The sequence below is a fragment of the Blastococcus sp. TML/C7B genome (genome assembly GCF_016612845.1).
GTDB lineage: Bacteria > Actinomycetota > Actinomycetes > Mycobacteriales > Geodermatophilaceae > Blastococcus.
In genome coordinates this window covers 1,201,525-1,225,606 of the sequence record NZ_JAEOAA010000002.1, presented here as the reverse complement: position 1 = coordinate 1,225,606, position 24,082 = coordinate 1,201,525, and the positions used below count along the sequence as shown (strand labels likewise).

The 24,082-nt window shown below is 75.3% G+C and carries 25 protein-coding genes, 1 tRNA gene and 2 pseudogenes; 10 read left to right on the top strand and 18 right to left on the bottom strand.

What is annotated here, in order from left to right; translation table 11 throughout:
* Positions 1 to 40: 40 nt before the first annotated feature.
* From JKP76_RS18830 to JKP76_RS22810, 4 genes and pseudogenes are all read right to left on the bottom strand, one after another.
* Positions 41 to 1,132, bottom strand: coding sequence for a hypothetical protein (locus tag JKP76_RS18830; protein WP_200492278.1), 1,092 nt, complete (start codon positions 1,130 to 1,132; stop codon positions 41 to 43).
* Complete coding sequence (locus JKP76_RS18825) at positions 1,116 to 1,733, bottom strand: RNA polymerase sigma factor (RefSeq protein WP_200492277.1); 618 nt, start codon at positions 1,731 to 1,733, stop codon at positions 1,116 to 1,118. Before JKP76_RS18825 ends, JKP76_RS18830 begins: the two co-directional genes overlap by 17 nt.
* A 68-nt stretch (positions 1,734 to 1,801) precedes the next feature.
* Positions 1,802 to 2,020, bottom strand: a complete 219-nt coding sequence (locus JKP76_RS22815) for a flavin reductase (protein ID WP_309233053.1) — start codon at positions 2,018 to 2,020, stop codon at positions 1,802 to 1,804.
* A gap of 116 nt (positions 2,021 to 2,136) precedes the next feature.
* Positions 2,137 to 2,316 (bottom strand): annotated as a pseudogene (locus tag JKP76_RS22810) (flavin reductase); the annotation flags it as partial.
* Positions 2,317 to 2,351: 35 nt separating this feature from the next.
* On the opposite strand from JKP76_RS22810, the gene JKP76_RS21815 reads away from it, so the two are divergent.
* Positions 2,352 to 3,098: an FAD-dependent oxidoreductase gene (locus tag JKP76_RS21815; protein ID WP_242472016.1), complete on the top strand. Its 747-nt coding sequence runs from the start codon at positions 2,352 to 2,354 to the stop codon at positions 3,096 to 3,098.
* 4 nt (positions 3,099 to 3,102) lie between these two features.
* Positions 3,103 to 3,780, top strand: a complete 678-nt coding sequence (locus JKP76_RS21805; protein ID WP_309233052.1) for a hypothetical protein — start codon at positions 3,103 to 3,105, stop codon at positions 3,778 to 3,780.
* A gap of 95 nt (positions 3,781 to 3,875) precedes the next feature.
* On the opposite strand, the gene JKP76_RS18810 is transcribed toward JKP76_RS21805, so the two are convergent.
* Positions 3,876 to 4,661 (bottom strand): transglutaminase family protein, encoded by a 786-nt coding sequence (locus JKP76_RS18810; protein WP_200492276.1) that lies wholly within the window; start codon positions 4,659 to 4,661, stop codon positions 3,876 to 3,878.
* Between the two features lie 146 nt (positions 4,662 to 4,807).
* Here JKP76_RS18810 and JKP76_RS18805 point away from each other — a divergent pair, with 146 nt between their 5' ends.
* Positions 4,808 to 5,605 (top strand): SGNH/GDSL hydrolase family protein, encoded by a 798-nt coding sequence (locus JKP76_RS18805; protein WP_200492275.1) that lies wholly within the window; start codon positions 4,808 to 4,810, stop codon positions 5,603 to 5,605.
* A 3-nt stretch (positions 5,606 to 5,608) separates the two neighbouring features.
* Here the strand turns inward: JKP76_RS18805 and JKP76_RS18800 are convergent, their stop codons facing one another.
* A complete protein-coding gene (locus JKP76_RS18800) occupies positions 5,609 to 7,546 on the bottom strand; it encodes an EAL domain-containing protein (RefSeq protein WP_309233051.1) in 1,938 nt (645 codons plus the stop codon).
* A 198-nt stretch (positions 7,547 to 7,744) separates the two neighbouring features.
* Positions 7,745 to 8,047: a DUF427 domain-containing protein gene (locus JKP76_RS18795; RefSeq protein WP_200492273.1), complete on the bottom strand. Its 303-nt coding sequence runs from the start codon at positions 8,045 to 8,047 to the stop codon at positions 7,745 to 7,747.
* Positions 8,048 to 8,171: 124 nt separating this feature from the next.
* Between JKP76_RS18795 and JKP76_RS18790 the strand changes: the two genes are divergently transcribed.
* Positions 8,172 to 9,209 carry an LLM class flavin-dependent oxidoreductase gene (locus JKP76_RS18790; protein WP_200492272.1) on the top strand — a complete coding sequence of 346 codons (1,038 nt, stop codon included), beginning with the start codon at positions 8,172 to 8,174 and terminating at the stop codon, positions 9,207 to 9,209.
* Positions 9,210 to 9,285: 76 nt separating this feature from the next.
* On the opposite strand, the gene nadC is transcribed toward JKP76_RS18790, so the two are convergent.
* From nadC to nadA, 4 genes and pseudogenes are all read right to left on the bottom strand, one after another.
* Positions 9,286 to 10,170 carry a carboxylating nicotinate-nucleotide diphosphorylase gene (nadC, locus tag JKP76_RS18785; RefSeq protein ID WP_200492271.1) on the bottom strand — a complete coding sequence of 295 codons (885 nt, stop codon included), beginning with the start codon at positions 10,168 to 10,170 and terminating at the stop codon, positions 9,286 to 9,288.
* Entirely contained in the window at positions 10,167 to 11,027 is an 861-nt protein-coding gene (locus JKP76_RS22805; RefSeq protein WP_255522792.1) for an FAD-binding protein, read from the bottom strand. Before JKP76_RS22805 ends, nadC begins: the two co-directional genes overlap by 4 nt.
* Positions 11,028 to 11,137: 110 nt before the next feature.
* A pseudogene (locus JKP76_RS22800) lies at positions 11,138 to 11,728 on the bottom strand (FAD-dependent oxidoreductase); the annotation flags it as partial.
* A gap of 118 nt (positions 11,729 to 11,846) precedes the next feature.
* Entirely contained in the window at positions 11,847 to 12,860 is a 1,014-nt protein-coding gene (gene nadA / locus JKP76_RS18775; protein WP_200492270.1) for a quinolinate synthase NadA, read from the bottom strand.
* 255 nt (positions 12,861 to 13,115) lie between these two features.
* On the opposite strand from nadA, the gene JKP76_RS18770 reads away from it, so the two are divergent.
* Both JKP76_RS18770 and JKP76_RS18765 read left to right on the top strand, forming a co-directional pair.
* Positions 13,116 to 13,658: an NUDIX hydrolase gene (locus JKP76_RS18770; protein WP_309233050.1), complete on the top strand. Its 543-nt coding sequence runs from the start codon at positions 13,116 to 13,118 to the stop codon at positions 13,656 to 13,658.
* 96 nt (positions 13,659 to 13,754) lie between these two features.
* Positions 13,755 to 13,910 carry a DUF6131 family protein gene (locus tag JKP76_RS18765; RefSeq protein ID WP_097193998.1) on the top strand — a complete coding sequence of 52 codons (156 nt, stop codon included), beginning with the start codon at positions 13,755 to 13,757 and terminating at the stop codon, positions 13,908 to 13,910.
* Positions 13,911 to 14,030: 120 nt separating this feature from the next.
* On the opposite strand, the gene JKP76_RS18760 is transcribed toward JKP76_RS18765, so the two are convergent.
* Both JKP76_RS18760 and JKP76_RS18755 read right to left on the bottom strand, forming a co-directional pair.
* Positions 14,031 to 15,392 carry a lytic murein transglycosylase gene (locus tag JKP76_RS18760; RefSeq protein WP_200492269.1) on the bottom strand — a complete coding sequence of 454 codons (1,362 nt, stop codon included), beginning with the start codon at positions 15,390 to 15,392 and terminating at the stop codon, positions 14,031 to 14,033.
* A gap of 113 nt (positions 15,393 to 15,505) precedes the next feature.
* Positions 15,506 to 15,578 (bottom strand) — tRNA-Arg (locus JKP76_RS18755).
* A gap of 115 nt (positions 15,579 to 15,693) precedes the next feature.
* Here JKP76_RS18755 and JKP76_RS18750 point away from each other — a divergent pair.
* From JKP76_RS18750 to ettA, 3 genes are all read left to right on the top strand, one after another.
* Complete coding sequence (locus tag JKP76_RS18750; protein WP_200492268.1) at positions 15,694 to 16,512, top strand: class I SAM-dependent methyltransferase; 819 nt, start codon at positions 15,694 to 15,696, stop codon at positions 16,510 to 16,512.
* A gap of 159 nt (positions 16,513 to 16,671) precedes the next feature.
* The gene (locus JKP76_RS18745; RefSeq protein ID WP_200492267.1) at positions 16,672 to 17,193 is read left to right on the top strand and encodes a single-stranded DNA-binding protein; all 522 of its coding nucleotides are present in this window, start codon (positions 16,672 to 16,674) and stop codon (positions 17,191 to 17,193) included.
* A 101-nt stretch (positions 17,194 to 17,294) separates the two neighbouring features.
* The gene (ettA, locus tag JKP76_RS18740) at positions 17,295 to 18,965 is read left to right on the top strand and encodes an energy-dependent translational throttle protein EttA (RefSeq protein WP_200492266.1); all 1,671 of its coding nucleotides are present in this window, start codon (positions 17,295 to 17,297) and stop codon (positions 18,963 to 18,965) included.
* An 88-nt stretch (positions 18,966 to 19,053) separates the two neighbouring features.
* Here the strand turns inward: ettA and JKP76_RS18735 are convergent, their stop codons facing one another.
* Positions 19,054 to 19,512 carry a protein-tyrosine phosphatase family protein gene (locus tag JKP76_RS18735; protein WP_200492265.1) on the bottom strand — a complete coding sequence of 153 codons (459 nt, stop codon included), beginning with the start codon at positions 19,510 to 19,512 and terminating at the stop codon, positions 19,054 to 19,056.
* Between the two features lie 125 nt (positions 19,513 to 19,637).
* Between JKP76_RS18735 and JKP76_RS18730 the strand changes: the two genes are divergently transcribed.
* Positions 19,638 to 20,051 (top strand): thioesterase family protein, encoded by a 414-nt coding sequence (locus JKP76_RS18730; RefSeq protein WP_200492264.1) that lies wholly within the window; start codon positions 19,638 to 19,640, stop codon positions 20,049 to 20,051.
* 73 nt (positions 20,052 to 20,124) lie between these two features.
* Here the strand turns inward: JKP76_RS18730 and JKP76_RS18725 are convergent, their stop codons facing one another.
* The 4 genes from JKP76_RS18725 to JKP76_RS18710 all read right to left on the bottom strand — a co-directional run bounded on the left by JKP76_RS18725 (position 20,125) and on the right by JKP76_RS18710 (position 24,012).
* The gene (locus JKP76_RS18725) at positions 20,125 to 20,721 is read right to left on the bottom strand and encodes a biotin transporter BioY (RefSeq protein WP_200492263.1); all 597 of its coding nucleotides are present in this window, start codon (positions 20,719 to 20,721) and stop codon (positions 20,125 to 20,127) included.
* 107 nt (positions 20,722 to 20,828) lie between these two features.
* Positions 20,829 to 22,394 (bottom strand): glycoside hydrolase family 13 protein, encoded by a 1,566-nt coding sequence (locus tag JKP76_RS18720; protein WP_200492262.1) that lies wholly within the window; start codon positions 22,392 to 22,394, stop codon positions 20,829 to 20,831.
* Entirely contained in the window at positions 22,394 to 22,807 is a 414-nt protein-coding gene (locus JKP76_RS18715; protein WP_200492261.1) for a globin, read from the bottom strand. Before JKP76_RS18715 ends, JKP76_RS18720 begins: the two co-directional genes overlap by 1 nt.
* Positions 22,804 to 24,012 carry an MFS transporter gene (locus JKP76_RS18710; RefSeq protein ID WP_200492636.1) on the bottom strand — a complete coding sequence of 403 codons (1,209 nt, stop codon included), beginning with the start codon at positions 24,010 to 24,012 and terminating at the stop codon, positions 22,804 to 22,806. Before JKP76_RS18710 ends, JKP76_RS18715 begins: the two co-directional genes overlap by 4 nt.
* Positions 24,013 to 24,082 lie beyond the last annotated feature (70 nt).

Here is a 24,082-nt window from a genome sequence, read left to right as displayed (position 1 = left end):
TGCGCCGAGGCCCGGAGCGCCGCGTCGCCGGCCGGGGCGCTCAGCGGAGCCCCCGCGCGACGGCGAGGACCTCGTCGGCGTCCAGCGGCCCGGCCACCACGGTCAGCTCGCCGTCGGCGACCCAGACGACGGCGGCCAGCGTGCGGTCGCGGGTGGTGAGCACGGTCGCGCGCTCGCCGGCCACGTCCTCGGTGGCGGTGGTGACGTAGTCCGACGGCACCGGCAGCGGGAGCGTCGACCCGTCGGCGGTGAACGCCTCCAGCTGCGCCGCGACGTCGTCGGGCAGGCCGGGGAGCTCGAGCAGGTAGTCGCGGACCGTCTCGAACGGGATGCCCGAGGACAACGCCGTCGGCGCGACGGCGCGGCCGACGACCAGCCCGGGGGCGCCGGTCGAGGTGCTCCACACCTGGGCGACGCCGGGGCCGGCGACGAGCCGCACCGAGCTGCCGTCGAGCCCCGGCGGCGGGGTCGGCAGCGGCTCACCGGCCGCGGCAGCGGCCTGCGCGGCGCGCTGCGCGGAGAAGGTGAAGGTGGCGGTGACCTGACCGCCCACCTGGTGGACCGGCTCGCCGGTGACGCCGGCGGGCAGCGCGTCGACCTCCGGCACGTCCAGCCCGCTCTCCGCCGCGGCGGCCGCGGCGTCGGCGACCGGGTGCAGGTCGTCCTCGCCGGTCAGCTCCACGGTGCCGTAGGCCTCCAGGTCGGGCAGCGCGACGAGGTCGGCGCCGGTGAGGCCCACCGCGGCGACCTCCTGGGTGCGGAAGATCGGCAACCAGTCGTTGGCGGCCGCGGTGCCGGCCCCGGCGAGGACGACGCCGACGGCGAGGGCGGCGACGGCGGGGCGGCGGACCAGCTCGCCGAACCGGCCCCGTCGGGCGGGAGCGGAGCCGCTGGCCGGAGCCGGGACGCGGGCGGGGGCGGCCGCCGCGGACGACAGCCGGGCCCAGGCGGCGGGCACGTCCACCCCGGCCGGGGCGGTGAGCGCGGTCCCGACCAGGGCGGCGTCCTCGCGGACGGCGGCCAGCTCGGTGAGGCACCGGGTGCAGCCGGCGACGTGCCGCCGGTCGGTCTCGGCCACGCCGGCCGGCTCGTCGACGAGCCGGCGCAGCGCGCCGTCAGTGGGATGACGCATGACGGGTCAACTCCTCGCGCAGGGCGGATTCGGCGCGTCGCACGGTCGTGCCGACGCTGCCGGGGGACAGGTCCAGGGCCGCGGCCACCTCGGCGTAGCTCAGCCCGCTGTGCCGCAGCACCAGGGCGACGGCCTGCTTGCGGGGCAGCCGGGCGAGCGCGGCGCGCACGCGGCCGCGCTCCTCGAGGGTCACGACGTCGTCGGCGACGTCGGGGACGGCGGTCGGTGCGGTCGCGGCGGCGGAGCCCTCGTGGGTGGCCCGCCGGCGGCCGGAGCGGATCAGGTTCAGCGCGGTGTGCGCCGCGGCCACGGACAGCCAGCCGGTCGCCTCGCCGGCCGGCACCGCGGAGCGGTTGAAGGCGAGGAACACCTCCTGGGCGACGTCCTCCGCCGAGTCGCGCGAGCCGAGCACGCGGGCGGCCACGGCGACCACCCGCGGGTACTCCCGGCGGAACACGACGTCCAGGTCGGCGCGCAGGCCACCGCGCGCGGAGGAACCGGGCACCGGCACGCCGTCCCTACCTCCTCCGATCCGCCCGATCGCGCCCACGGGCGCGGCCGGCCCGGCGAGCGCCGTCAGGGGCTGCCGCACGAGGTCCATGCCCAGGGAGCACCGCCGGGACCCGGAATGTGACAGCGGGTGCCCAGTCTGCCGTGCCGGACCCCGGATCAGCCCCTGCCGGCCGCCGCGCCCGTGGGGTCGACGTAGCGGCCGCGGTGGCGCAGCAGCGGCACAGCGGCCGGGTCGCCGGGCAGCACCTCGACGACCTCCAGCAGGGCGAGCACGTGGTCGCCGGCCTCGACCAGCCGGTCCAGCCGGCAGTCCAGCGCGGTGAGCCCGCCGGCCAGGACGATCGCGTCGCTGCCCGGGGCCCGGGTCCACGGCACCGCCTCCAGCAGGTGCCGGGCGCTGGGCCGGCCCGCCGAGGCGAAGCGGGAGGTGCGACGATCGCGTGCGGCGCCGCGAGCACGGTCAGCGCGCAGCTGCCGACCTCCTCGAGCACCTCGGCCGGGTAGCCCGCCGCGGTCAGGCCGACCGCGACCAGCGGCGGGCGGGCCGACACGCTCGTCACCGAGCTGACCGTCGTCCCGACGTCGTCGATGCCGTCGCGGACGGTCAGCAGGCACACCCCCGCGGCGTACTGGCCCAGGGCGGTGGCGTACTCCGCGGCGTCGATCGGCATGGCGGCCAGTCGACCACACGGAGAGGATCGGGGGCATGAGCAGCCAGGAGCGCACGTACGACGTCGTCGTCCTCGGAGCCGGGTCGACGGGCGAGAACGTCGCCGACGTCGTCGTCCGCGGGGGCCTCTCCGCGGTCCTGGTGGAGAGCGAGCTGGTCGGCGGCGAGTGCTCCTACTGGGCCTGCATGCCCAGCAAGACGCTGCTGCGCGGCACCGAGGTGCTCGCCGAGGCGCGGGCGGTCGACGGCGCGGCGCAGGCGGTGACCGGCGAGCAGGACGTCGCCGCGACCCTCGCCCGGCGGAACTCGTTCACCCACGACTGGGACGACTCGAGCCAGGTGAGCTGGGTCGAGGGCGCCGGCATCGACCTGCTGCGCGGCACCGGGCGGCTGGCCGGGGAGCGCACGGTCGTCGTCACCGATGCCGCGGGCCGCGAGACGCGGCTGACCGCCCGGCACGCCGTCGCCGTGTGCACCGGATCGGTGGGCAGGCTGCCGCCGGTCGAGGGGCTGTCCGACGTCCGGCCCTGGGGCCCGCGGGACGCGACGAGCGCGAAGGAGGCGCCGGGCCGGCTGCTGGTCCTGGGCGGCGGCTACGTCGGGTGCGAGATGGCCACGGCCTGGCAGGCGCTGGGCGCGCAGGTCACGCTGCTGCAGCGCGGGGACCGGCTGCTGCCCCGCTCGGAGCCGCAGGCGGGCGACGCCGTCGCCGCCTCCCTGCGCGACCTGGGCGTCGACGTGCGCTTCGGCGTCGACGTCCACCGCCGCCCGCCGCGACGGTGACGAGGTGGTGCTCACGACGTCGGACGGCGAGGTCCGCGGCGACGAGGTGCTGGTCGCGATCGGCCGGGCCGCGCGCACCGGCGACATCGGGCTGGACACCGTGGGCCTGGAGCCGGGGGAGTACCTGCCGGTCGACGACACGTTGCAGGTCGAGGGGCGGCCCTGGTTGTACGGCGTCGGCGACGCCAACGGCCGTCAGCTGCTCACGCACATGGGCAAGTACCAGGCCCGCCAGGCCGCGGCGGCGATCGTCGCCCGCGCCCGCGGCGAGCAGGCGGACGGCGCCCCGTGGTCGGCGACCGCCGCGACCGCCGATCACGCGGCCACGCCCTCGGTGGTCTTCACCTCTCCGCAGGTCGCGGCCGTCGGCCGCACCGCCGCGCAGGCCGCCGAGCAGGGGCTGCCGCACCGGGTGCTGGAGTACCCGATCGGCAGCATCGCCGGGGCCTCGGTGTTCGCCGACGGCTACACCGGCACGGCGATCGCCGTCGTCGACACCGAGCGCGAGGTGCTGCTCGGGGTGACGTTCATCGGTCCCGGCGTCGCCGAGCTGCTGCACGCGGCGACGGTCGCCGTCGTCGGCGAGGTGCCGATCGCCCGGCTCTGGCACGCCGTCCCGTCCTACCCGACGATCAGCGAGATCTGGCTCCGCCTGCTGGAGACCTGGCGCGACGGCGACTGATCGCGACGGCGACTGATCGAGACGGCGACTGGTCGACCTGTCGACACGTCGCCGCATCGACCCGCTCGAGGGGCAGAAATGGCCATTTCTGCCCCTCAGGGCAGGGGGAACGGGGTGTCGTCGGGGGCGGGCAGCTCGCCGGCGGTGGTCGCGGTGACGGTCATGCCCTCGAACCGGGCGACGCCGCCGAGCGTGGTGAGGAAGGCGGTGTCGGCGGCGTCCCGGCCGGCGCAGATGCGGACCAGCGAGCGGGTCGGGGCGAGCCGGGTCGCGTCGACCACGCACCAGGTGCCGTCGACGTCGGCCTCGACGACGGCGTGGAAGTCCATCGGCTGCAGGCCGGGTGCGTAGACGGCGACCAGCCGGGCCGGGACCTCCAGCGCGCGCAGCAGCGTGATCGTCAGGTGCGCGTAGTCGCGGCACACGCCCTGACCGGTCAGCAGCGTGTCGACGGCGGTGTCCACCGGCCGGCTGGACCCGGCGGTGTAGGTCAGCCGCCGGTGCACCCAGGCGGCGACGGCGGAGACCAGCTCGGCCCGCGGCAGGGTCGCGTCGAACTCGCGGTGCGCGAACCCCTCCAGCTGGTCCGACGGGCAGTAGCGGCTGGGGCGCAGCGCGATGGCCCAGTCGGCCGGGGTCACCCGGCGCGGTGCGCCGCCGTCCTCGACCGACGCCGAGTAGGTGATCGTCGTGGCGCCGTCCCGGAGGTCGAGCCGGTGCACGCGCGCGCCGTCGACCTCGACCTCCTCCGGCTCCAGGAACGTGCCACCGGAGACGACGGTGAGCTGCTCGGTGACGGGGGTGGGCACCGCGACCTGCAGCAGCGCGGTCGCCGGGGCGGGGGAGGAGAGGGAGAGCGAGGCGGCGACGTCGATGCGCATGCGGGCATGGTGACCGGTGCCGAGCCGCGCTGCCGGTCGGCAACGCGATCGACCCGGGATCCTCACCTCGCGTTCACGCGCGCTGTGCCCGACGGCACGCCGGTCCGCCGGACCGTCCCGCCGCCGCCCGTGGTGGAGTGGGGAACGTGCAGTTCACCGCCTCCGCCGCCCCCTGGCAGCGCTACATCGCACTCGGCGACTCCTTCACCGAGGGGCTGAACGACGCCGATCCGGAGCGCCCCGACCACTACCGCGGCTGGGCCGACCTGCTCGCCGGGCACCTGGCCGCCGCGACCGGGGTCGACGTCGAGTACGCCAACCTGGCGATCCGCGGCCGGCTGCTGCGCCAGGTCGTCGAGGAGCAGGTGCCCGTCGCGCTGGAGGCCCGGCCGGACCTGGTCAGCATCGTCGCCGGCGGCAACGACCTGATGCGCCCGGGTGCCGATCCCGACGAGCTGGCCGCGACCCTCGAGGCGGCCGTCGTCCGCTTCCGGTCGGCCGGCGCCGACGTGCTGCTGGCCACCGGCGTCGACACCCGCAACACCCCGATCCTGCGCCGGGCGCGCGGCAGGATCGCCGTCTTCAACGCCGACATCTGGTCGATCGCCGCCCGCACCGGCGCCGCCGTCCTCGACCAGTGGGGCGCGGGCTGGATCCAGGACTCCCGGCTGTGGGACGCCGACCGCATCCACCTCACCACCGAGGGGCACCGCCGCATGGGCCTGGCCGCGGCGGCCGCGCTCGGCGTGCCGGTCGGCGACGACGGCTGGCGGACGCCGCTGTCCCCGCAGCCACCGCGCGCGTTCCGCGTGGCGGTCGCCGAGGAGGCCGCCTGGGTGCGCGGGTACGTCGGCCCGTGGATCGGCCGGCGGCTGCGCGGCACCTCGTCCGGGGACGGGCGCGAGCCCAAGCGCCCCGTGCCGCTCGCGCTGCCCCGCCCCTAGGGATCAGTCCTCGGGGTCCTCGGCGAACTCGTCGAACAGGCCGAACTTCCCGGTGTCGTCCGTCGCGAGCACGACGCGGCGCGGCGGGTCGACGTCGGCCGACCGCTGCTGCGGCACGATCGGCGTCTCCAGGGCGTCGGGCAGCAGCGCGCCGGCGACGTCCTCCGCCGGGGTGTCGGTGACCTCGCCGATGAGCACCGCGGCCGGGCTCGGCAGCGGCGCGGGCCGGCCGAAGGCGTAGCCCTGGGCCATGGCGCAGCCGTGGTCGAGCAGCCAGGCGGCCTGGTCGAGGTCCTCGATGCCCTCGGCGATGACCTGGAGGCCCATGCCGCGGCCGAGCTGGAGCAGACCCTGCACCAGCGCCGCGGTCGCGGGCTCGGCGACGACGTCGGCGACGAACGAGCGGTCGATCTTCAGCGTGTGGATCGGCAGCCGGTGCAGGGCGGTGATCGCCGAGTAACCGGTGCCGAAGTCGTCGAGGGCCAGGGTCACGCCCTGGTCGGTGACGACGGCGACGGAGTGCAGCGTGGCCTCGGCGGCGAACAGCGCCGTCGACTCGGTGATCTCCAGCTCCAGCCGCTCCGGCGCCAGCCCGGACTCCTCGAGGGCGGCGGCGACGAGCTCGCTGAAGCCGTCCTCGGCCAGGTGCCGCGCCGACACGTTGACGTGCACCCGCAGGTCGTCGGGCCAGGTGGCGGCGTCGTGGCAGGCGCGGCGGAGCACCCACGCGCCGAGCTTGGAGGTGAGCCGGTTGTTCTCCGCGGCGTCCAGGAAGGCGCCCGGCGGGAGCAGCCCGCGGGTGGGGTGCTGCCAGCGGATGAGCGCCTCGTAGCCGAGCAGCGACTCGTCGGCCAGGTGCACGATCGGCTGGTAGAACAGCCGCAGCTCGTCGTTGTCGAGCGCGTGCCGCAGGTCGACCTCGAGTTGGAGGGCGTCGACGTCGCTGTCGCTGAGGGCGCCCTCGTGCACCTCGACGCGGGCGCGGCTGCCGTCGACCTTGGCCCGGTTCAGCGCGCTCTGCGCCTGGCGCAGCAGGTCGTCGGGGGTGAGGTCGGAGCCCAGGGTCAGCCCGACGCTGGCCGAGAGGGTGATCTCGCGGTCGAGGACGACGAAGGGCTCGTCGAGCACGCTGAGCAGCCGCTCGGCCAGCGCGCGCAGGCCCTCGAGGTCCTCGACGTCCTCGGCGACGACGAGGAACTCGTCGGCCCCGAGCCGGACGGCGGTGTCCTCGACGCGGGTGCTCCAGCGCAGCCGGTCGGCGACCTGGCTGAGCAGCATGTCGCCGGCCTCGTGGCCGAGGGTGTCGTTGACCGCGCGGAAGCGGTCGAGGTTGAGGTGCACCAGCCCGACCTGCAGGCCGCGGCGGCGGGAGAGCGCGACCGCGTGCCGCAGCCTGTCGGTGAGCGCGCGGCGGTTGGGCAGCCCGGTCAGCGGGTCGGTGAACGCCCGGCGGACGAGGTCGTCCTCGGCGCGGCGGCGGTCGGTGACGTCGACCAGCGAGAGGACGACGAACTGCGGGACGCCGTTGTTGTGCCGGACCACCTCGTGGGCCTGCACGACCCACAGCTCGGTGCCGTCGGAGCGGCGCAGCCGGCGCTCGCCGTCGAGGAGCAGGTTCGGGTCCAGCGGCGGCTCACCGGGCGCCGGCTCGATCCCCAGGTCGCCGACCGGGGGGTCGTCGGGGTGGGCCAGGAGGTCGACGTGCCGGCCGGAGAGCTCGTCGGCGCTGCGGCCGGTCAGGGCGCACATCACCGGGTTGGCGACCAGCACGTGACCGTCGAGGTCGACCAGCGCCTTGGCGATCGGCGCGGACATGAACAGCGCCTGGAACAGCTGGCCGCGGTCGGCGAGGAGCGTGTCGATGGCACGCATGCGCTGCCGGGTCGCCGCGTCGGGAGTGCCGGCGGGCTGCCGCGGCGTCTCGTTGGCGGGGAGGCTCACCGGAGAAGGGTCACGCATGGCCAGCGGTAAGTGACGGAACTCGTGCACGGAGAGTCGTGATCGTGCCGTCACGGTGCGTGAGAAAGTCGGGGTTGTCCGGCAGTACTTGCCGAAGCTCGCCCGCGTCCTCCGGCAGGTGGTGGTGCACGGCCGCGTCCCGGGCCGCGTCGGCGCGACGGCCGGGACGTGGGTCGTGCGTCAGTCCCCGACGGTGACCCCGGGCGAGAACGCGACATAGCCGGCGAAGTCCGTGCCCACCCGCTCCACGGCCGACGGGAAGAGGTCGGGGTAGCTCCAGGCGCCGTCCGAGGCCGTGCCGGAGGGGGTGACGACGTCCCAGTACTGCGCGGCGCCCTTCCACGGGCAGGTGTAGGCGGTCGGGCTCTTCGCGAGCGCTCCGTCGACCACCGCGGACGGCGGGAAGTACCAGTTGCCCTCGATCCGGACGAGCTCGGACTCCGGGGCCTCGGCGACGACGGTGCCGTTCACGGTGGCGCGCATGGGATCCCCTCCCACCAGGACCGCCCGATGCGGTCGCTCGGAGGCGGAACGTCCCGGCCGGCCCCGGTCATCCCGTGCCCGTCATCCCGGGAACACGGTGGGCCGCGTCGGCGCTGAGGACGGCGTGGAGAAGCGGATCGGATTTCTGTCCTTCGGGCACTGGCAGCCCATCCCGGGGTCGCAGGTGCGCACCGGTCGGGACGCGCTGGTGCAGAGCGTCGAGCTGGCGGTCGCCGCCGAGGAGATCGGGCTGGACGGCGCCTACGTGCGGGTGCACCACTTCGCCCGCCAGCTGGCCTCGCCGTTCCCGCTCCTGGTCGCCATGGCCGCCCGCACCTCGCGCATCGAGCTGGGCACCGGCGTCATCGACATGCGCTACGAGAACCCGCTGTACATGGCCGAGGAGGCCGCCGCGACCGACCTGCTCAGCGACGGCCGGCTCCAGCTCGGCGTGAGCCGCGGATCGCCGGAGACGGCGCTGCGCGGCTCGGAGGCCTTCGGTTACGTGCCCGGCCCCGGCAGCACCGACGCCGACCTCGCCCGGCAGAAGACGGCGCTGTTCCTGGCCGCGATCTCCGGGCAGCCGGTCGTGGACGCCGATCCGAAGATGACCGGTGGGCGGGCCGGGCAGCTGCCCGTGCTGCCGCAGTCGCCGGGCCTGGCCGACCGCATCTGGTGGGGGTCGGGTACCCGTGCCACCGCCGAGTGGACCGCGCGGCAGGGGATGAACCTGATGAGCTCCACGCTGCTGGTCGAGGACACCGGCGTCCCCTTCGACGAGCTCCAGGCCGAGCAGATCGCCCGGTTCCGCAGCACCTGGCGCGAGGCCGGCTGGGAGCGCGAGCCGAGGGTGTCGGTGAGCCGCAGCGTGGTCCCGGTCGTCAGCGACCTGGACCGGCAGTACTTCGGCGGCGACAGCGGCGAGGACCAGGTCGGCGTCCTCGAGGGTGTCCGCGCCCGCTTCGGCAAGAGCTACGTCGGTGAGCCCGACCAGCTCGCCGAGGAGCTGGCCAAGGACGCCGCCGTCCGCGAGGCCGACAGCCTGCTGATCACCGTGCCGAACATGCTGGGCGTCGACTACAACGCCCGGCTGCTGCAGAACGTCGTCGAGCACGTCGCGCCCGCCATCGGCTGGGTGCACCCCGACCGCCGCCCCGCCTGACCCCCTCGGCGGACTTTCGGTACCGAAAGTCCCCACCCCCTCGGGACTTTCGGTACCGAAAGTCCCGAGGGGGGCGTCAGCGCAGGTCGAAGCCGAGGTCGAGGACGGCGGCGCTGTGCGTGAGCCCGCCGACGGCGAGGTAGTCGACGCCGGTCGCCGCGACCTCGGCTGCGCGGTCCAGCGAGAGCCCGCCGCTGGCCTCCAGCCGCACACCCGTGCCGCGCACCAGCTCGACGGCCGTGCGGGTGTCGGCGGTGGAGAAGTTGTCCAGCAGCACGAGCTGCACGCCGGCCGCGATCGCCTCGCGCACCTGGTCGAGGGTGTCGCACTCGACCTCGAGCGCGATGTGCGGCGCCGTCGTCCGCACCGCCTCCACCGCTGCGGCGATGCCGCCGGCCGCGGCGACGTGGTTGTCCTTGACCAGCGCGGCGTCACCGAGCGCCATCCGGTGGTTCACCCCGCCGCCGCAGCGGACGGCGTACTTCTCCAGCGCGCGCAGCCCGGGCGTCGTCTTGCGGGTGTCGCGGACGGCGGCGCCGGTGCCCGCGATCGCCTCGGCCCACTGGTGGGTCAGCGAGGCGATCCCGGACAGGTGGCAGACCAGGTTGAGCGCGGTCCGCTCGGCGGTGAGGAGGGCGCGGGTCGGGCCGGTGACGGTGAGCACGGGCAGCCCCGGCTCGGTGGTCGCGCCGTCCGCCTCGTGGACCAGAGTCTCCACCGCCGGGCCGCCGACCAGGTCGAACACGGCCGCGGCCACGTGCACCCCGGCGAGCACGCCGACGCTGCGCGGCGTGACGTCCCCGGTGGCGACGGCGTCGGCGGGCACGGTGGACTCCGTCGTCACGTCCGGGCCGAAGGCGAGGTCCTCGTCCAGGGCTGTGCGGACGACGCGCTCCACCTCGGCCGGGTCCAGCCCGGCGGCCCGCAGCGCGGCGGCCACGTCTTCCCGGAGCGCGGTCACGCGACCACCAGCTCGCCGGCACCGGTCCGCACGGGCACGGTGCGGGTGCGCAGGTGGCCGGCGCGGTCGAGCCGGTGCACCAGCCGCACCTGCCACTCCGCCCGGGTCTCGGGGGTGTCCACCCGGCGGTGGCAGCCCCGGCTCTCGGCGCGGGTCAGGGCCGCGGCGGCGAGCAGGGTCGCGACCGTGTGCAGCGCCGTCGTCTCCAGCGCGGCCAGGTCGAGCGGCGCGGTGCTCCGGTCGACCGCGGCCAGGGTGCGGGCCAGCTCGGTGAGGCCCTCGGCGTCGCGGAGGACGCCGGCGTGCCGGGTGGTCGCCGCGGTGACGACGGCGCGGGCGGCGGGGTCGATGGCCGCGTCACCCCGGCGGGGAGCCGCCGGGGCGGCGAGCGGGGGCAGCTCGACGGCGAGCAGCGCGGCGCAGCGGCGGGCGGCGACGAGCCCCTCGGTGATCGAGTTCGACGCCAGCCGGTTCGCGCCCTGGACGCCGGTGCAGGCGACCTCGCCGATCGCGAACAGCCCGGGGACCCCGGTGCGGCCGTCGAGGTCGGCGAGCACGCCGCCGCAGGAGTAGTGCGCCGCGGGCACGACCGGGATCGGCTCGTGCGCGAGGTCCAGTCCGGCGTCGCGGCAGGCGCGGGCGATGCCGGGGAAGCGGCGCTCGAGGAACTCCGCGCCGAGGTGCCGGGCGTCGAGGAAGACGTGGTCGGCGCCGGTGGCACGCAGGTGCGCGGCGATGGTCGCCGAGACGACGTCGCGCGGGGCGAGGTCGGCCAGCGGGTGCGCGCCGGCCATGATCCGGTGTCCGTCGGTGGCGACGAGGACCGCGCCCTCCCCGCGCACCGCCTCGGAGACCAGCGGCTGCTGCCCGGAGGCGCCGGCGCCGGTCCAGAGCGCGGTCGGGTGTGGAACTGCACGAGCTCGACGTCGGCGAGCTCGGCCCCGGCGCGCAGGGCGAGGGCCAGCCCGTCGCCGGTGGCACCGGCCGGGTTGGTGGTCGCGGTGAACACCTGCCCGGCGCCACCGGTGGCCAGGACGACGGCGCGCGCCCGCAGGTCGGTGACGTCGACGAGTGCGCCGCCGTCGCCGATCCCGGCGGTGCGCACGCCGGCGACCCGGCCGTCGGTGGTGAGCAGCGCGTCCAGCGCCACGGTCTGCTCGAGGACGGCGATGCCGCGGGCCCGCAGCGCGGCGGCCAGCGTCCGGGTGACCTCCGCGCCGCTGGCGTCCCCGCCGGCGTGCACGATCCGGTCGCGGCTGTGCCCGCCCTCGCGGGTGAGCGCCGGCCGCCCGTCGGCGGCGAGGTCCAGTCGTGCGCCGAGCAGCCGCAGCTCGGCGACGGCGCCCGGTGCCTCGGCGACCAGGGTCCGCACGGCCGGCTCGTCGCAGAGCCCGGCCCCGGCCACCAGGGTGTCCTGCACGTGCAGCTCGGCGTCGTCGTCCTCGCCGAGGACGGCGGCCAGCCCGCCCTGCGCCCACGGCGTGCTGCCGGCGCCGAGCTCGCCCTTGGTGACGACGGTGACCGCGCGCCCGGCCTCGGCCAGCGCGACGGCGGCCATCAGCCCGGCGGCACCGCTGCCCACCACGACGACGTCGGTGACCCGCTCGTCCGTCGCCGCCGGCAGCGGCAGGGCGGCGACGACGGGCGGCGCCAGGGTGGCGACCCCGGGGCGCACCTCACTCACCGACCGGCGAGGGCGTGCCGATGGCGACCATGGCCTCGACGGCGGCGCGGGCGCGGGCGGCGACCTGCGGGTCGACGGTTACCTCGTCGCGGCCCTCGCGCAGCGCGCGCAGCAGCTTCTCCGGCGTCGACATCTTCATGTAGGGGCAGGCCGCCCGGGAGTTGACCGGCTCGAACGCCGTCGTCGGGTTGGCCTGGCGGAGCTGGTGCAGCATGCCGATCTCGGTGGCGACCAGCACCCGCTTCGCCGTCGTCCTCCGGGCCTCGTCGAGCATCCCGCCGGTGGAGAGGATGTGCACGCGCTCCTGCGGCAGCTGGCCGTCCGACACCATCCACAGGGCGCTGGTCGCGCAGCCGCACTCGGGGTGCACGAGCAGCTCGGCATCGGGTGCGGCCTCGACGCTGGCGCGCAGGTCGGTGGGGGAGATGCCGGCGTGCACGTGGCACTCGCCCATCCAGATGCGCATGTTCGCGCGTCCCGTGACCCGCTGGACGTGCGCGCCGAGGAACTGGTCGGGGAGGAAGAGGATCTCCCGGTCGGCCGGGATCGACTCGACGACCTCGACGGCGTTGGACGAGGTGCAGCAGATGTCGGTCTCGCCCTTCACCTCGGCCGAGGTGTTCACGTAGGAGACGACGACGGCGCCCGGGTGCTCGGCCTTCCAGGCGCGCAGCTGGTCGGCGGTGATCGTGTCGGCCAGCGAGCAGCCGGCGTTCGCGTCGGGGACCAGCACGGTCTTCTCCGGCGCCAGGATCTTCGCCGTCTCGGCCATGAAGTGGACGCCGGCGAAGACGATCGTGCTCGCGTCGCTGGAGGCGGCGAGGCGGGAGAGGGCGAGGGAGTCGCCGACGTGGTCGGCGACGTCCTGGATCTCCGGGGCCTGGTAGTTGTGCGCGAGGACGACGGCGTCCTTCTCGCGGGCCAGCCGGCGCACCTCCTCGCGCCAGTCCTGCCACTGGTCGGGCGTCCAGGCGGCGGTGGTGGGGGTGGGCAGCGTCGCGGTCACGCGGGCCTCCGGAGGAGTGGGTTTCCTACTATGAGGCGAAAACCTCGTGGGAAGACCCTAGCATTCCCGGCATGGGATCCGTGTGGTCGTCGCCCGAGCGGCCGGCCTATCCGCACCAGGCGCTGGCCGTGGTGCTGCAGGTCCGGGCGCGGCGGCTGCACGCGATGCTGTGGCAGCGGCCGAACGACCCGTTCGCCGGGGCGTGGGCGCTGCCGGGGCGGGCCGCTGCTGCCGGAGGAGACTCTCGGCGCCTCCGTGGCCCGGCAGCTGGCGGCCAAGGTGGAGGTCGCGGCGCTCGGGCACCTGGAGCAGCTGGAGACGCGCAGCGACCCCGACCGCGACCCCCGCGGCCGGACCGTGGCGACGGCCTACCTGGGGTTGATCCCCTCGCACGTCGACCCGGCGCTGCCCGAGGACACCGCCTGGCACCCGGTCGAGGCACTGCCGGCGACGGCGTTCGACCACGGTTCGATCGTCGGCTCGGCGCTGCGCCGCCTGCGGTCCAAGCTCTCGTACACCAACGTCGGGTTCGCCCTGGCCCCGCCCGAGTTTACCGTCGCCGAGCTGCGCGAGATCTACGTCGCCGCGCTGGGCTACGACGTCACCGCGACCAACCTCCAGCGGGTGCTGCTGCGCCGCGGCGTGCTCGAGGCGACGGGGGAGCAAGCGCCGCCGGGGCGCTCCGGCGGGCGGCCGGCGGCGCTCTACCGGTTCGCAGCACCGGAGCTGGAGGTCACCGACCCCTTCGCGGTCTTCCGCCCGCCGGCCACCCGTCCGGCCGGACCGCGCGGTTCATGATCACGAACGGGTGACACCGCGTGCGGCGGCGCATGATCACGCTCAGCCCGGGAAGTGTTCGCCGCGACCCACTGCGGACACCGATTGGAGACCCACGTGCTCATCCTCGGCTTGATCCTGCTGCTGATCGGCATCTTTGCCAGCATCCCGATCCTCACGACGATCGGGATCATCCTGCTGGTCGTCGGCGCGGTCCTCTACGTCCTCGGGGCGACCGGCCGCGCGGTCGGCGGACGAAAAGTCTGGTACTGACCGCCCCGTGACCCCGACCTCCCGCTGAGGTCGGGACGCCACGGGCGCTGACCCCACGAGCCCCCGGCCGCATCGCGCGGCCGGGGGCTCGTCGTCGTCCGGGGCCTCGTGGTCCGGAGGTCAGGTCGGGCAGACGGGCAGGCTCGGCAGGAGCTTGACGCCGAGGGGGCCGAGCAGGGTGCACGTGAGGCCCGGGACGAGCTCGACGACCTGCGGCGGCGCGGGCGTGGCCGTCGGGGGTGGGGGTGGCGTGGGGAGCGGGAGGGTCGGCAGGCCCGGCAGCGGCAGGCTGGGGAGCGGCAGCGCCGGGGCCGCGGGTGCCGCCGGAGCCGGTGCGGGAGCGGGCGCAGGAGCCGATCCGGGGGCGGGAGCCGGTGCGCTCCCGTTCCCGCCGCCTGCCGGCGCCGGGGAACCGCCCCCGCCGCTGCCGCCGGCGGGCGCCGGAGGGGCGGCGCTGCCGTCGGCTGCCGCAGGTGCGGCCGCTGCGTCCGCGGGCCCGGGGGACGACGCCGCGGGGCCCCGGTTCGGCAGGACGGTGTCGCCCGAGGCCGGGGTGGTGTCGCGGACGCCGAGCGCCGGTCCGGGCGCGGCCGGCCCGCGCACGCTGCCGGACGGCGCCGGGACGGGGCTGGTGGTGTCGCCGCTCAGCGGCAGTGCGTCGACCGGGACGCCGGTGGCGTAGGAGCGGGCCAGCGCCAGCACCTGGGCCACGTAGGCGTCGGAGTGGTTGTAGGCGAAGACGGCCTTGCGCTGGCCGGCGTCGGTGCGCAGGTCGCCGCCGGCGGTGCACAGGTAGTTGGCCGCCCCGAGCGCGGCGTCGTCGATGTCGAAGGGGTCGGTCGTGCCGTTCCCGTCGCCGTCCACGGCGTAGGCGCGCCAGGTGGTCGGGATGAACTGCATCGGCCCGACGGCGCGGTCGTAGGTCGGGTCGTGGTCGAAGGCGCCGTCGTCGGAGTCGGCGATGAAGGCGAACTGCACGCCGTCGAGCGCCGGGCCGCGGATCTCCGGGGTCGAGGTGCCGTCGGGCCCGAGCGTGGCGCCGCCGAACCGCCCGTGGTTGGACTCGACCCGGCCGATGGCGGCCAGCAGTGACCAGTCGATGCCGCACCCGGGCTTCGAGGCGTTCATCCGGGTGGCGGCGACGCGGTAGGCGTTGAGCGCCACGTTCGGGATGCCGTTCTCGGCCAGGCCGGTGATGACCGCGGGCGTGGCGGGCTGGGGCTGCGGCACCGCGACGGGCAGCGGCGGCAGCGTGATCGCGCCCTCCGGGGCGCCGCGGGACAGCGGCGAGGCGGCGGGCTCCGCGGTGCTCGTGCGGGCGTCGGCCTCCTGCAGGCCGCCGTCGCCGGTCGAGGCGCTCACGCCGCTGAAGAAGCCGGCACCGCCGACCACCACGGCCGCCATGAACAGCGCCCGGTGCCGGCGGTTCGTGCCGGGCGGCAGTGCTCGTGCCGCGCCGCGCCCCCGTGTGGGCTTCCGCATCCTCACTCCTGGTGCAGGTCCGACCACGTCTCCTCGGGCGGGCCGGTAACCCGTGACCTGCGGTCGCAACCACGGAGGAGCGGACGGTTCTGTACCGATGAGGGGGAGCGGAGCGCGCCCGGCAGGATTCGAACCTGCGACCGTCGGATTAGAAGTCCGGTGCTCTATCCGCTGAGCTACGAGCGCGTTTCGGTGGCCGATCATCGCACCCGGCGTGAGCGGCCCCCGTGCCGCGCCGTGCCGCTGACCGTTGTCCGGGCGGGCGCCCCGCAGGACGATGGTCGCGGGAGGGGGTCGGTCCGTGACCAGTCCGGGCTCTCCGCTCGACCGGTGGGCGAGCGGCGAGCGGTACGAGGCCTACGTCGGCCGCTGGAGCCGTGCGGTCGCGACGACCTTCGTGCACTGGCTGGAGGTGCCTCCCGGCGCACGCTGGCTCGATGCCGGGTGCGGCACGGGCGCACCGACGACCGCGATCCTCGAGCTGGGTTCGCCCGCCGCCGTGCTCGGGGCCGACACGTCGCCGGACCTCCTCGCCCGTGCGGCGGGCACCGTGCACGACGCGCGCGCCCGGTTCGTGCTGGCGGACGTCGCGCACCTCCCGGTGGACGACGGCTCGGTCGATGCAGCGGTCTCCGGGCTGGTGCTGAACTTCGTGCCCGACACCTCCACCGCGCTCGCCGAAGCGGTGCGGGTGACCCGGCGGGGCGGCGCGGTCGCCGCCTACGTCTGGGACTACGCCGAGGGCATGGAGCTCATCCGGTACTTCTGGGACGCCGCGGTCGCCCTCGATCCCGGTGCCGCGCAGTGGGACGAGGGGACCCGCTTCCCGCTCTGCCACCCGTGGGCCCTGGCCGGCGCGTTCGACCGGGCCGGGCTCGCCGGGGTGGTGGTCGAGCCGATCGTCGTGCCGACCGCGTTCCACGACCTCGAGGAGTACTGGCACCCCTTCCTGGGCGGGACGGGCCCGGCACCGGCCTACGTGGCATCGCTGCCGGAGGAACGGGTGACGGCCCTGCGGGACCGGCTGGCCGAGCGGCTGCCGGCATCCCCCGACGGCGGGATCCGGCTCTCGGCCCGGGCGTGGGCGGTACGCGGCGAGGTGCGGCACCCCCGCAGCTGATCAGGCGGGCACGACAGGGCGGCCCGGCCCGTCCACAGGCGGGGGCGTCGTCCACAGATCGGTGCGCGGGCCCGTGCGAGCGGGGCGGCGGACGCAGGGTTCCAGCAGGTCGGCACCGCGCCGGCCGCGCCGTCCGGCGCAGCACCTCCGAGGAGCACCGTGAACGACACCACCGTCACCGTCGTCGGCAACGTCGTCGACGCCCCGCGTCGCACCAACACCCAGAACGGCGCGGTGACCAACTTCCGCATCGCGTCCACCGCGCGGCGCTACGACTCCGCCACCGAGCAGTACGTCGACGCCGGCACCCTCTGGATCGACGTCGAGTGCTGGAACGCGCTGAGCGGCAACGTCGCCGCGAGCATCAGCAAGGGCGACCCGGTCATCGTCCACGGGGCCCTGACCACCCACAGCTGGGAGTCCGACGCCGGCCCGCGCAGCAAGGACCGCATCAAGGCGTTCGCCGTGGGGCCCAACCTGCAGAAGGGGCGGTCGTTGTTCACCCGGGACAGGGCCGGTCGGGCCCCCGACGAGTCCGCGGCGGCGCAGCCGGGCCCCGACGCGCCGGACTTCCCGGGCCCGGACGTCGAACCCCGGGCCGGCCGGGACTACGTGGACGCCGGGGACGCGTTGGACTCCGTGGACGCCGCCGACCTCACCGCGCAGCCCGCGCACGCCTAGTTGCCCCGGGCTGGGAGGATCGGAGGTGAGAACGCATGGGGGCCGGGCCGGGCACGCCGGCCCGCCCCCGCTCGCGAGACGACGGAAGGCTCCGAAGCCCAGTGGCTCAGTACATCTACACGATGGTCCGCGCGCGCAAGGCACACGGCGACAAGGTGATCCTCGACAACGTCACCCTGTCGTTCCTGCCCGGCGCGAAGATCGGCGTCGTCGGCCCCAACGGCGCCGGCAAGTCGACCGTGCTCCAGATCATGGCCGGCATGCAGCAGCCCTCCAACGGCGAGGCCTCGCTCGCGCCGGAGGCCACGGTGGGGATCCTGCTGCAGGAGCCGCCGCTCAACGAGGCCCTCGACGTGCGGGGCAACGTCGAGGAGGCGGTGAAGCCGCTGCGCGACGCGCTCACCCGCTTCGAGGAGGTCAGCGCGGCGATGGGGGAGCCCGACGCCGACTTCGACGCGCTCCTCGCCGAGCAGGGCGAGCTCATGGAGGTCATCGAGAACCAGGACGGCTGGGAGCTCGACGCCCGCATCGAGCAGGCCATGGACGCGCTGCGCTGCCCGCCGGGCGACGCCGACGTCACCGTCCTCTCCGGTGGTGAGCGCCGCCGCGTCGCGCTGTGCAAGCTGCTGCTCGAGGCGCCCGACCTGCTGCTGCTCGACGAGCCCACCAACCACCTCGACGCCGAGAGCGTGGCCTGGCTCGAGCAGCACCTCGAGAAGTACGCCGGCACCGTCGTCGCCGTCACCCACGACCGGTACTTCCTGGACAACGTTGCCGAGTGGATCCTCGAGCTCGACCGCGGCCGGGCCTACCCGTACGAGGGCAACTACTCCACCTACCTCGAGACCAAGGCCGCCCGCCTCCAGGTCGAGGGGGCCAAGGACGCCAAGCGCGCCAAGCGGCTCAAGGAGGAGCTGGAGTGGGTGCGCTCCGGCGCCAAGGCCCGCCAGGCCAAGAGCAAGGCGCGCCTCGCCCGGTACGAGGAGATGGCCGCGGAGGCCGACAAGTTCCGCAAGCTGGACTTCGAGGAGATCCAGATCCCGCCGGGTCCGCGACTGGGCAGCGTCGTCGTCGAGACGCGCAACCTGACCAAGGGCTTCGGGGACCGGCTGCTGATCGACGACCTGTCGTTCACCCTGCCGCGCAACGGCATCGTCGGCGTCGTCGGCCCGAACGGCGTCGGCAAGACCACGCTGTTCAAGATGCTGGTCGGCGAGGAGAAGCCGGACGACGGCGAGATCAAGGTCGGCGAGACGGTCAAGCTCTCCTACGTCGAGCAGAACCGCAGCGGCATCGACCCGAAGAAGACGCTGTGGGAGGTCGTCTCCGACGGCCTCGACCACATCAAGGTGGGCAATGTCGAGATGCCCTCGCGGGCCTACATCGCCGCCTTCGGCTTCAAGGGCCCGGACCAGCAGAAGCCGGCCGGCGTCCTCTCCGGCGGTGAGCGCAACCGGCTGAACCTGGCGCTGACGCTCAAGCAGGGCGGCAACCTGCTGCTGCTCGACGAGCCGACCAACGACCTCGACACCGAGACGCTCACCAGCCTGGAGAGCGCGCTGCTCGAGTTCCCCGGCTGCGCCGTCGTGGTCAGCCACGACCGGTGGTTCCTCGACCGCGTGGCCACCCACATCCTCGCCTACGAGGGCGAGTCGAAGTGGTTCTGGTTCGAGGGCAACTTCGCCGACTACGAGAAGAACAAGGTCGAGCGCCTCGGCCAGGACGCCACCCGTCCGCACCGGGCGACCTACCGGAAGCTCTCGCGCGACTGACCGGCGACCAGCACGTGGCGACGGCCGGCAAGGAGCACCCGCTCCCCGCCGGCCGTCGTCGTCCGTGCCGTCGTCGTCCGTGCCCGGGTCAGGCCGTCGTGGCGCGGCCGGGCAGCTCGTCGTCGTCGAAGTGCAGCACCATCCGGCGCTGCCGCCAGGTCTCCACCGCCCGCCACCGGTAGTGGTGCCGGACGAACGCCACCGCCTCGTCCGCCGGAACCCCGTCCAGCACGGCCAGGCAGGCCAGCGCCGTGCCGGTGCGCCCGGTGCCCCCGCTGCAGGCCACCTCCACCCGCTCGTCGGCGGCCCGCACCCACGCCGACGCGAGCGCCAGCCGCAGCTCGGACAGCTCCGCGGGCAGCCCGAAGTCGGGCCAGCGCACCCACTGCTGCGCCCACGCGGTCCCGGGCGGCCGGCGGGCGGTCAGGTACAGACCGAACTGCGGCGCGGGGGACGACGGCGTGTCGCGCAGCCCGCGACCGAGCACCCGTCGTCCCGATGGCAGGGTCAGCACGCCGGGGAGGTCCGCCGGCCAGGGCGTGTCCACCGGGCCACGGTAGGGCTCCGGGGCGTTCCGCGCGCCCTCTCGCTGCGCGGTCCGCGAGGACGCACGCCGACGCCCCGACCGAGGGCCTGGTCGAACCGCGCCGCGGCGTACGGCAGGGTGGCGGTGTGAGGCACACCGCGGCGGTCCCCATGCGCTGGTCGGACATGGACGCCTACCAGCACATCAACAACGTGGCCTTCCTCGGCTACTTCGAGATGGCGCGGATCAGCCTGTTCCGCGAGCAGCCCACGCACGACCTGCGCACGGGGCAGCGGCGGGGGCTCATCGTCGCCGCGCACGAGATCGCCTACAAGCGCCAGGTCGTCTACTCCTCGCAGCCGCTGCAGGTCGACGTCTGGGTCACCGACGTCCGGGCGGCGACCTTCCTCTGCCGCTACGAGCTGTTCGACCACGGGCAGCTCGCGGTCACCGGCAGCACGAAGATCGTGCCGTTCGACTTCGCCATCGCCCGGCCGCGCCGCCTCACGCCGGAGGAGAAGGAGTTCCTCGCCCGCTGGGCCGACGAGCCCGCGAACTGAGCGGACCGGCACCCGCCCCGGAACGCGACGACCCCCGGACGCCGAGGCGTCGGGGGGTCGTGTGCGAGGGGGATCAGGCCCGGCGCGCGGCCTTCCAGGCGGTGCCGAGCACCGCGGCGGCGACACCGGCCTTCACCAGCCCGCCGAGGATGAACGGGTAGAAGCCCTTGTCCAGGGCCTGGGCCGCGGTCATGTCGGCCGAGACGGCCAGCCACGGGACGCCGACGGCGAAGACGACGGCCTGACCGGCGATGAACAGCGGCACGGCCTTGAGCGGGTTGCGGTCCATGGCGTGGCGCGCGCCCAGGCCGATGAGGATCGCGGCCGGGATGAAGCCGACGACGTAGCCGCCGGTCGCACCGAAGACGACGTCGACGCCGCCGCTGGCCTCCGAGTAGAAGGGCAGGCCGACCAGCGCGCAGGCGATGTAGGCCACCTGCACGGCGACGCCCCGCACCGGGCCCAGCGCGGCAGCGGTCAGGACGAGCGCCAGGGTCTGACCGGTGATCGGCACCGGCGAACCGGGGACCGGCACCGACACCTGCGCCAGTGCCGCGGTCAGCAGCACACCGAGCGCCACGAGGACGACGTTGCGCGCGCGCACGGCGGGCACCAGGTCGGCGAGAACGAGCGGGCGCAGCGGGTGCGCGTGCATCGAAGCGGTGGCCACGAAACCTCCTGAACGGCGGGCGAGCCCGGCCGCACGGCCGGGCTCTGGATCATCGGAGAGTCTGCACTACGGCGATCCCGTGCGCGGCACCCACCGGGTGACCCGGCTCAGGCCACCACCCACGCCGCGGCGTCCGTGGGCAGCTCGCCGCCGGTGACGTCCGTGCTGGCCAGCAGCACGGTGCCCTCCGGCAGCGGCACCGGGGCGCTCGAGAGGTTCAGCAGGAACACGAGCCCGCCCGGCCGGCGGAACGCCAGACATCCCTCGGGTGACGGCAACCACTCCAGGCCCTCGCCGGAGAACGCGGGCGAGCCGGCCCGCAGCGCCAGCGCCGCTCGGTACAGCGACTGCATCGACGCCGGGTCGGCCGCCTGCGCCTCGGCGGTGAGCGCGGTCCACCCCTCGGGCATGGGCAGCCAGGTGCCCGAGCCCGACGAGAAGCCGTAGGAGGGCTCGCTGCCCGACCACGGCACGGGGATGCGGCACGCGTCGCGCCCGCGCTCGGCACCCTCGGAGCGGAACCAGATGGGGTCCTGCAGCGCGGCGTCGGGCAGGTCGACGTCGGGCATCCCGAGCTCGTCGCCGTTGTAGAGGTAGGCGACCCCGGGCAGCGCGAGCTGCAGCAGCGCGGCCGCACGGGCCCGGCGAGTGCCGAGCTCGCCGTCGCCGTACCGGGTCACGTGCCGCGGCCGGTCGTGGTTGGAGAGCACCCAGCACGCCGGCGCGGGGGTGCCGTCGACGGCGGCCAGCGAGTGGACGACGGCGTCGCGCAGCGCGGTCGGTTCCCACTCGGCGGTCAGCAGCTTGAAGTTGAAGGCCAGCTGCAGCTCGTCGGGCCGCAGGTAGCGGGCGAGGCGGTCGTCGTCGGAGACCCACACCTCGCCCACGGCCATGGTGCCGGGGTAGCTGTCGAGCACCGCCCGGATCCGCCGGTGCACGGCGTGCACGCCGTCCTGGTCGAAGCGGTGGTCGCCCGGGCCGTGGTCGTCGAGCAGCCCGGTGTCGTCCATCGGCACCATGTCCGGGAGGCCGGCGGGCTTGGCCATGCCGTGGGCGACGTCGATCCGGAAGCCGTCGACCCCGCGGTCCAGCCAGAACCGCAGCGTCTCCTCGAGGTCGGCCACCACCTCCGGGTTGCCGAAGTCCAGGTCGGGCTGCTCCGGCGCGAAGATGTGCAGGTACCACTGACCGTCGGGGACGCGGGTCCAGGCCGGCCCGCCGAAGACCGAGGGCCAGTTGTTCGGCGGCTCGGCGCCGTCGGGGCCGCGGCCGTCGCGGAACACGTAGCGCGCCCGCTCCGGCGAGCCCGGGGCCGCGGCCAGCGCCGCCCGGAACCAGGCGTGCTCGGAGGAGGTGTGGTTGGGCACCACGTCGATCGTGATCCGCAGCCCCAGCGCGTGCGCGTCGGCCAGCAGCGCGTCGAACTCGTCGAGGTCACCGAACACCGGTTCCACGTCGCGGGGATCGGCGACGTCGTAGCCGTGGTCGGCCATCGGGGAGGGGAAGAACGGGGTGATCCACAGGGCGTCGACACCCAGGTCGCGGAGGTACCCGAGCCGGCCGCGCAGCCCCCGCAGGTCGCCCACGCCGTCGCCGTTCCCGTCGGCGAAGCTGCGGATGTAGACCTGGTAGAAGACCGCGTCGCGCCACCAGTCCGTGCCGGTGGTGCCCATCACGCGTCGTCGGCGGGGAAGCGGTTCTGCATGCTGCCCGCGGCGTTGGCGAGGTAGGTCCAGAGCGTGGCGTCCTGGTCGGCGGGCAGCTCGAGGGAGTCGACGGCGTCGCGCATGTGCGACAGCCAGGCGTCCCGCTCGGCCGGGCCGATGGCGAACGGCGCGTGCCGCATCCGGAGCCGCGGGTGCCCGCGCTCGTCGGAGTAGGTGGTCGGGCCGCCCCAGTACTGCTCGAGGAACCGGCGCAGCCGGAGCTCGGCGCCGTCCCAGTCGTCCTGCGGGTAGAGCGGCGCGAGCACCGGGTCGGTGCGGACGGCGGCGTAGAAGCGGGCGACGAGCCGCTCGAAGGTCGCCTGCCCGCCGACCTCGTCGTAGAAGGTCCGGGCCGACGGCAGTCGCCTCGACTCGCTCATTCCCGCGGTGCTCCCTCGGCGTCGGTTGCGGCGGACGCCCGGTGCTGCGTCCGTCCGTAGGCGACCAGCGCCGGGGCGACGACGATCATTCCGAGACCGCCGCACAACGCGAGCACCGTGCTCGGTGCCACACCCTCCGCGCCGAGCCCCGCGGCCAGCGCGCCGATGCCCTGCACGCCGTACAGGCCGCTCACCGCCACGCCGAAGGCGCGACCCCGCAGCGCGGCCGGCGTCGCCTGCACGAAGGAGATGTTGAGCGGGATGAGCCAGGAGGCGCCGAGCCCGGAGACGAACAGCAGCGCCAGCACGGTCGGGAAGGTCGAGGCCTCGACGCCGCCCACGCCGGTCACCACGCCGGCGGCGAGCAGCGGGAGGAGGGACAGGATCACCAGCGGCACGACCAGGCGCTCCCGGCGCTCGGGCGGCACGAGCCGGCCCAGCAGCAGCCCGCCGACGACGACGCCGGCCGGGTTGGCGGCCAGCAGCACGCCGATCGCCGCGCTGCCGCGGCCGAGCTCCGCGCCCAGCGGGGCGGCGATGCCCTCCCACGCGCTGCCGAACAGCGCGCCCAGCCAGGTGACGGCGATGATCGCCAGCATCCGCCGCGTGCCCAGGAGGAAGCGCAGCCCGGTGGCGGCGTCCTGCCACAGCGAGGTGCCGGCCTCCGGGGGCGCGGGTGCCGGACGCCGCTGCAGGCGCGCGGAGAGCCAGACCGCGGAGAGCGCGAAGGTCGCCGCGTCGATGCCCAGGGCCAGGGACGGGTGCAGCGCGACGAGCGCGCCGCCGAGCAGGAAGCCCGCGACCTGGGCAACCTGGAGCGTCACCGTCGTCAGCGAGATCGCCACGGCGTAGCGCTCGCCGTCGAGGACGTCGGCCATGAGCGCGGAGCGGGCCGACTCGAACGGTGGCGCGCACAGCGAGACCACCAGCAGGAGGCCGAGCAGCACCGGCAGCGGTACGCCGGGGATCGCCATCACCGCGAGCAGGACGGCGCGGGCGACGTCGGTCGCGATGAGCACCCGGTGCCGGGGCAGCCGGTCGGCCAGCGTGGAGAGCAGCGGGCCGCCGATCAGCCACGGGAAGTGGCTGATCGCGAAGGTGAGCGCGGACAGCAGCGGCGAGCTGGTGCGCTGGTAGACCAGCACGGTCAGCGCGACGCGGGCCAGCTCGTCCCCCGCGGTGGAGAGCAGGAACGTGCCGAACAGCGGCCGGAACTCCCGGACGGCGAAGACCTCGCGGTACGTGGCCGGACGGGTGGGGGCTGCCGCGTCCGGC